The 7,570-nt window shown below is 57.7% G+C and carries 4 protein-coding genes; 2 read left to right on the plus strand and 2 right to left on the minus strand.

The annotated features are described in order from the left end of the window. Positions 1-476: 476 nt before the first annotated feature. A complete protein-coding gene (locus FXV83_RS40510; protein ID WP_148745623.1) occupies positions 477-1,865 on the minus strand; it encodes an aminotransferase in 1,389 nt (462 codons plus the stop codon). Between the two features lie 10 nt (positions 1,866-1,875). Then, positions 1,876-3,354: an NAD-dependent succinate-semialdehyde dehydrogenase gene (locus FXV83_RS40515; RefSeq protein WP_187436517.1), complete on the minus strand. Its 1,479-nt coding sequence runs from the start codon at positions 3,352-3,354 to the stop codon at positions 1,876-1,878. A 186-nt stretch (positions 3,355-3,540) separates the two neighbouring features. Between FXV83_RS40515 and FXV83_RS40520 the strand changes: the two genes are divergently transcribed. Together FXV83_RS40520 and FXV83_RS40525 are read left to right on the plus strand one after the other, a co-directional pair. Further along, positions 3,541-4,017 (plus strand): Lrp/AsnC family transcriptional regulator, encoded by a 477-nt coding sequence (locus FXV83_RS40520; RefSeq protein ID WP_148745624.1) that lies wholly within the window; start codon positions 3,541-3,543, stop codon positions 4,015-4,017. A 597-nt stretch (positions 4,018-4,614) separates the two neighbouring features. Beyond that, entirely contained in the window at positions 4,615-6,300 is a 1,686-nt protein-coding gene (locus FXV83_RS40525; protein ID WP_148745625.1) for an MFS transporter, read from the plus strand. The last annotated feature ends 1,270 nt before the right edge of the window (positions 6,301-7,570 follow it).

Below are 7,570 nucleotides of genomic sequence, written 5' to 3' on the forward strand. Positions count from 1 at the left end.
GGGTTCTTCACGGTCGACTACTCATCCATAAGAGCGTCGGAGTTCAGCAGCAGCTTGCGCTAGGAGGCATTGTCGCGCGATTCTGCGCGACCATTTGCACCTGCTTAGCCTTACAGTACTAACGCGTTCCCGCATCGTCGGCTCTAGCACGGCCTCGACGGCCCGCCAGGCCATCGGAACTATTTTGGTCGGTCAGTGGCGCTTTGTTACACGTCAGTTTTGATGTACTGCCGACGTGACGTGGGGGTCAATGAAACGATGTACAAGCTCGAGCCGTTTTCGAGCGCAACGATGGAGATTTCGCCATGCGAGCGGATCGTTTATCGCTCGCGCGAAGCAGACGCCACGCACTGCCACATCCGCTCGGCGGCTCTGCGATCGCCTTGGCGCCTTCGGTTAGGTGGAGGCGCGTCGGGATATTGATCCAGCTCGGTGGTGAGCCACCATCGAGCAAAGTCCGCGATCGCGCTCACCTGCTAATCTTTTGCGAGTTCGTCCATCACTTGCTTCGTCGCGCGATAGGCCAAATCAACAATCTCATCTATTTCCGATTCGGACACAACGAGGGGGGGGGCAAAGCCAAGAATGTCTCCATGCGGCATTGCGCGTGCGATGAGCCCCCGATCACGAGCAGCCTTTGAGATACGAGCTCCCACTTTGAGTTGCGGATCAAATCGGCGTTTCGTCTGGCGATCGGCAACGAACTCGATCGCGCCGAGCAAGCCCACGCCTCGCACTTCTCCAACGATTTCTAGCTGCGAAAATCGCTCCTTGAGACGTTTCTGAAAGTGCGCGCCGACAATCCGGGCGCGGTCACTTAGTCGCTCCTTCTCAACGATGTCCAAGACCGCATTGGCAGCGGCGGCTGCAATCGGATGGCCGGAGTAGGTATATCCGTGCGAGAACGCTCCGACACGATCGGCGGCCTCTTCCATAATCGTATAGACCTTCTCTCCGACAATGGCTGCCGACAGAGGCACATAACCGGACGTCAGGCCTTTGGCCACGGTCACCAGATCTGGCTCCATCCCGTACAACGTGCTGCCGAAATCGGCGCCGGTTCGACCGAATCCACAAATCACTTCGTCGGCGATTAGAAGTACGTCATAGCGCCGGAGCACAGCCTGAATTTCACGCCAATAGTCGGCAGGGGGTGGCGTGATCCCCCCTGTTCCCAAGACAGGCTCAGCAATGAAGGCGCCGATCGTTTCGGGTCCCTCTCTTGTGATCAGCTCTTCAAGCTCAGCGGCTCGCCGGCGAGAAAATGACTCTTCCGTTTCTCCCGGTTCTGCACCCCAATAGTGATGTGGTGTACCCGTATGCAGGATGCCCGAAAAAGGAAGATCCATGTGATCATGGTAGAACGACATACCGGTCATCGAACCGGAAATGACCGAGCAGCCATGATATCCGCGCTCGCGCGAGATGATCTTCTTCTTTTTGGGCTGGCCACGTAGATTGTTGTAGTACCAAACCAACTTTGCCTGAGTTTCGTTGGCATCTGATCCGGACAACCCATAGAACACTTTGCTTGCCTTGCCTGGAGCCATCTGCACTAGACGGCTCGATAACGTCGCAAGCTCTTCGGTCGTGTGGGCTGCATAGGTGTGATAGTAGGCTAACTTGTACGCCTGACGCGCGATGGCCTCGGCCACCTCGGTTCGACCATACCCAACATTTACACAGTATAGGCCAGCGAAGCCATCAATAAAGCTGTGTCCTTGCGCGTCTTCGATTCGAATGCCCTTGCCACCGGTAACAATCGTAGGATCACCTAGTTTGCCCGTGGCAAAGTCCTTGAGCTGAGTAAAGGGATGCAGAACAGTTGAGCGATCTTGTTCAGCTATGGTTTTTATATCGATCATTCCGGTTCTCCTAACCCGCCAAATCGCCGAAGCACACGTATTTCAGTTCCATGTATTCCTCGATGCCGTGACGCGAACCTTCCCGGCCAAGACCGGATTGCCTCCAACCTCCGAACGGAATAGGCGGTCCCGTGAACGAGGGTGTATTGATCCCCACCATGCCGTACTCGATGCTCTCAGAAAGTCGGAGCGCCCGCCGCAGGCTGTCGGTGTAGACGTAGGCGGCTAACCCCATTTCGCTGGCGTTTGCTCGGGCGACGACCTCTTCTTCAGAGTCGAATGGAAGCACCGCAGCCACCGGGCCAAACGTCTCTTCGCTGGCAATCAGCATATTGTCGCTGACTTCACTTAGCAGCGTTGGAGGAACGAAGTTCGCGCCAAGACGTTCATCTTGCCTCACCGAAAACCTTCGCGCGCCCTTTGCGATCGCATCGTCAATTTGGGCCCGGCACTTGTTGGCCACCGAAATTTTCGTCATTGGCCCAATATCTGTTGCAGGGTCCAATCCGTGACCGGTTGACAGCTCAGCCATCGCGGCGGCAAACGCCTCGACGAACCTGCGATAGATACCCCTTTGAACGTAGATCCGGTTCGCCGCCAAGCAATCCTGACCCGAGGTCGCAAATTTCGCCGCCATTGCTCCTTTGACGGCCTTCGCGACACAGACATCATCAAAGACGAGAAAGGGCGCATGCCCTCCCAACTCGAGTGATACTTTCTTTACCGTTGCCGCAGCCCCCTCCAGCAACAGCCGACCAACCTGGGTAGATCCCGTGAATGAAAGGGCTCTGATTCTTGGATCCCGCAACAGAGGCGCCGAAAGCTCGATTGGATCGCCGGTAACCACCTGAAGCACACCGCGAGGGACGCCAGCCTCTTCAGCCAACCTGGCCAGGGCGAGGGCGGAGAGCGGGGTCTCGGGCGCAGGCTTCACGATGACGGGACAGCCGGCAGCGAGAGCCGCCCCCGCTTTTCGCGTGATCATGGCGATAGGAAAATTCCACGGAGTAATTGCCGCGGCGACGCCGATCGGTTGCATTCGAACCTGAAGGAGACTTCCAGGCTTGTGGCTTGGGATCGTCTCGCCATATGCGCGCTCTCCCTCAGCAGCAAACCACTCAAGGAACCCAGCACCGTAGGCGATCTCGTACCGCGCCTCTGCAAGCGGCTTGCCTTGTTCGCTCGTAACTAGGATGGCGAGCTCTTCCAAATGGTCGCGCATCAGAGAAGCCCAACACCTAAGGATCCCCCCCCGGCTCGCCGGCAATAACTGGCGCCAGGCGAGAAAGGATTTCTCGGCCGCCTCGATCGCGGCCTCCATGTCAGAGGCGCCACAACTGGCAAAGTTCGCGATCCCTTCCCCGGTAGCCGGGTCGACCACAGCGTCTCTTTGCGCGCCCGCGGTCCACCGGCCGTCGATCAGCGCTGCACCCGCCACGAAATCACGGCGAGTCAGACCCTGAAGATGAGTTGCGGCAAGTCCAACCAAATGGGGACTGCTGTGTTGCCGAACAGCTTGTAAGACCATTTCAAAAAGATCCGACGGCCTTTTGTTGAATTTCTCGTCATTCAGGATACTAATGTTACAAAGGCATTTGCGTCGCATTTAACCGTCGATAGGGCGATTTTCAGCGTCGCGGAGAAGTTTCGCGGTGAAATTCACCTGGAGCCCATGATGCAATACGACCGAACAGACGCCCGCATCCTCGAGATCGTACAAAAGAACAACCGTTTGACTTCCGAGGTGATCGGCGAACTGGCAGGACTTTCTGCTACCGCATGTCAACGACGTCTAAAGAGGCTCCGCTCCGAGGGCATTATCGAAGCCGATGTCTCTATTGTTTCGGCGAAAGCGGTGGGACGGCCTATCCAAATGCTTGTGCTCGTGAGCCTCGAGCGTGAGCGTGCAGACATTATCGACAGGTTCAAGAAGGCCATCAAGGCGTCGGCTGAAGTCGTCAATGGATTCTACGTCACCGGGGACGCTGACTTTGTTCTCTACATTACCGCTCGCGCCATGGAGGACTACGAGCAATTCACGAGGCGGTTCTTCTATGAGAACCCGGACATCAAGGGATTCAAGACGATGGTCGTAATGGACCGCGTCAAGGCAGGCTTTGCTATTCCGATTGAGACTCCGCCTGAGGGTTGATCGCGGTGTGTCTACCCTAGCCGTGCTCTTTTTCGTCGTACGCTCGCATAGAATGCAAAAAATCAGCGCCGTGTTTCGTCTATTTTGCGGATCGGAAATACTTGAGTTGAGCGATGCTTTTAGAATTGGCGAACGTTTGAGATCCAACGAATGTCAGATCTGGCTCCGGCATTTTCGAAGGCTGAGAAAATAAGCGATTCAAAGGATTGATTTGAGGTGCTGCCGATACCTCAGAATCTGTTTAAGGGAGCCGAGACTCTGGCCGAAAGGAAGTAACAATCGTGCCGGTAGCGGATTCTACATATAGACACGACATCATTGGACGACATTCAGACAAACGCGGTACTTCGATGAGTCCGCCCAGCGACCGCGTGGGACGTTTAGGACTCTCCATCGTGGGACCACGAAAAACGACTTCTCGCGCGCATAGTGAGTTTGGCAAGCTACTTGACCTAGCATGGCTCATGAGACTTTCTTAATAACCTTGGGCAAAGTAGCCTAGGTGAAAAGTTCGCACACGAATTTCCGGCGGAAGCATCTCGGACTGTCGTTGGTCGGTTCGGAATGAAGCGATGGCAGGCGAGGCAAAACTCCGAAATGGCTGATCCGTCTAAATTTCAGACGTCGGGCATCGACGTCATCACCGCTCCGCTTCGCCACGCCACCTTCCGAAACATCTGGTTAGCGAGCCTGTTTTCCAATTTGGGCATCCTGATCCAAGGCGTCGGAGCGGCCTGGGCAATGACTGAGATGACACCGTCGGCCGACGAGGTCGCGCTGGTGCAAACCGCTTTGATGCTGCCTGTGATGTTAATCGCGATGCCCGCAGGCGCCATTGCCGACATGTACGATCGCCGGATCATCACTCTGGTCTCGCTCGGCATTGCACTCGCTGGCGCATCCACCCTGACGGCGCTTGCCTGGCTCGGACAGGTCACGCCGAGCATTTTACTAGCGCTCTGCTTTGCTGTCGGCACTGGTATGGCGCTAATGGGACCTTCTTGGCAATCTTCGGTGCGCGAGTTAGTGCCGATGGAAATCCTGCCGGCGGCCGTGGCATTGAACGGCATCAGCTACAACATCGCGCGCAGCATGGGTCCGGCAATCGGCGGAATTGTTGTGGCGGCCTCGGGTGCTGTGACCGCGTTCGCGCTCAACGCCCTACTCTATTTGCCGCTGATGCTCGCGCTGTTCCTGTGGAAACGCATCTCCGAACCCTCTCGGCTGCCGCCTGAACGACTTAGTCGGGCCATTGTTTCCGGAGTGCGCTACATCGCCAATTCACCATCGATTAGGATCGTGCTGACCCGTTCTATGGTGACCGGCGTGATCGGCGCCGCGATTACAGCGCTGATGCCGCTGGTAGTGCGGGATCTTCTGCATGGCGGTGCGCCGACCTATGGCATCATGCTCAGTGCCTTTGGTTTGGGCGCTGTCATCGGTGCGCTCTTCATCACCGAGCTGCGCAAACGGATGAGCGGCGAAGCAGCGATCCGCGCATGCGCGCTCTCGATGAGCGGAGCGGTTGCAGCGGTGGCGCTGAGCCGAGAGCCGGTATTGACGGCAGTCGCCCTTGTCTTGGCGGGCGCCGTGTGGATGATGGCGTGGGTGCTTTTCAGCATTGGCGTGCAGCTTGCGGCGCCGCGCTGGGTCGCCGGGCGCGCCCTCGCGGCTTATCAGACAGCGTGCTCAGGCGGGATTGCCGTAGGGAGTTGGGCGTGGGGTCACCTGACTGATTCTGTCGGCGTCGAAACGGCGCTCCTAGTCTCGGCCGCGCTGATGTTCGCCTCCCCGATCCTAGGTCTCTGGCTGGAGATGCCGCGGATCATAGCGCGAGAGGACGACGCCGAGATGCTGGCCGATCCCGAGGTGCGACTTCCGCTCACCGGGCGCAGCGGGCCGGTGGTTGTTGAGATTGAATATAGGGTCTCACAAGACAAAGCACGCCCATTTCATACCATGATGCAGGAGGTGCAACTGTTTCGACAGCGGAACGGCGCCTACGGCTGGTCAATCGCGCGCGACATCGCCAATCCTGAACTGTGGACCGAGCGCTTTCATTGCCCGACATGGCTGGATTATTTGCGCCAGCGCAACCGGTCCACCTTGTCGGAGCGCGAGCTGGATCGTCAGGCGATGGCGTTCCACATCGGCCCTGAGCCCATACGCGTGCGTCGCATGCTGGAACGCCCCTTCGGATCTGTGCGTTGGAAAGAAGAGGTACCGGATCGCGCTCCAAGCGAAGTTCGGCCCGGTGATTGCAAACCTAGCGGCATGCACTAGCGACAAAACAATTCTTAACCGGCCAATTCAGGTAAGGCTATGACTTTGCCGACAACCAGAACGCGACCGGCAATCGTGTGACACGCCGTGAACTCATGGCCTTCACCGGTGGGCAGTACGTCGGATATATCGGCCAGACCGACACCGCCCGTCATCCGCGGCGATTTGAATCCGCGGCGATTTGACCGTCTGGCATGGCGTCCCAGGCTTCGATCTGCGTGAGGCCACGCGGACTGATCGCACTCACAAGCATCGCCAAACCAATTTGTTCCGCCGATCGGACGGGGTGGCTCCGTGCGACCCTCCCGATTAAGTTGGTGTCTAGGCGGTTCAGATTGCTCGAGCAAAGTTGAACAGTCGTCAAGAAATAGGCCACGTCGCAAGAGTGGTCTACGTCGCGAATTGGATCCGCCAATGAGGTCGAACAGATGCCACGCGTATCGTTACCCATGATGTATGAGCCCGAACGAATTGCGATTCGGCGCGCGGTTGAGACTAGCTGAGAAGTTTCGGCTTGGGCGTTGTCCGGACCATTCGAGCGCCGCGGGCCGGCATATCCCAAGGTCACTCAGCTGAGAGACTTCGATGTTGCGCAGCGGTGCCAAGACCGACGAGGGCGTCAGGAAAGAGTTGTTGCAGAACACGGAGAGCAGTGCTGACGCGACTGGCGCCATGTGGAAAGAATCCGATGCTGCTCCTGCTAGCCGCTATGCTAGCGAAACGGGTGGCTCGGCGGATCGGGTAGTGAACCCCTGAAAGCGCTGTTCCTGGCAGATGCCGCAAGCCTCTGTGGTCAGCCAAAGCTGGCCACCTTTGCTCCCGTGAGGGTCAAGCCGCTCGCGGTGCTACCAAGCGGTATTGTGAGAGGTACCGCAGGGCACCTACCTGGTGGGCAAGTCTTCAAAGACGACGCTGTCCCTAACGTGCCAGCGACGTCAAAGGTTAACGGCGACGTGACTAGGCGCTCAATCCCTGCAAAGCGCTGTCCCTGCCACGCGCCGCTAACTGTGCCAGCCTTGCCCGATTCGATATCAAGCCTGACACGTTGCCCCCTTCAGGGTGCTGCCAAGTTGTAGGCCCAGAACGACTGCCAATCACCTACCTGAATTGGTCAGATCGTCTGGTAATTCGTACGCATACGACGAAGGCCGCCAGATTGACGCATGCGCGCGGGGGCCGGGTCGGCTATGATGGCGCTGCGTGAAGGTTAGGCAGCTTGCTGATCGTTGGGGTCGTCGGCTTGGCGCGGAAGCTTCCATTCCCAGGGCAG

This window comes from Bradyrhizobium hipponense, assembly GCF_008123965.1.
GTDB lineage: Bacteria > Pseudomonadota > Alphaproteobacteria > Rhizobiales > Xanthobacteraceae > Bradyrhizobium > Bradyrhizobium hipponense.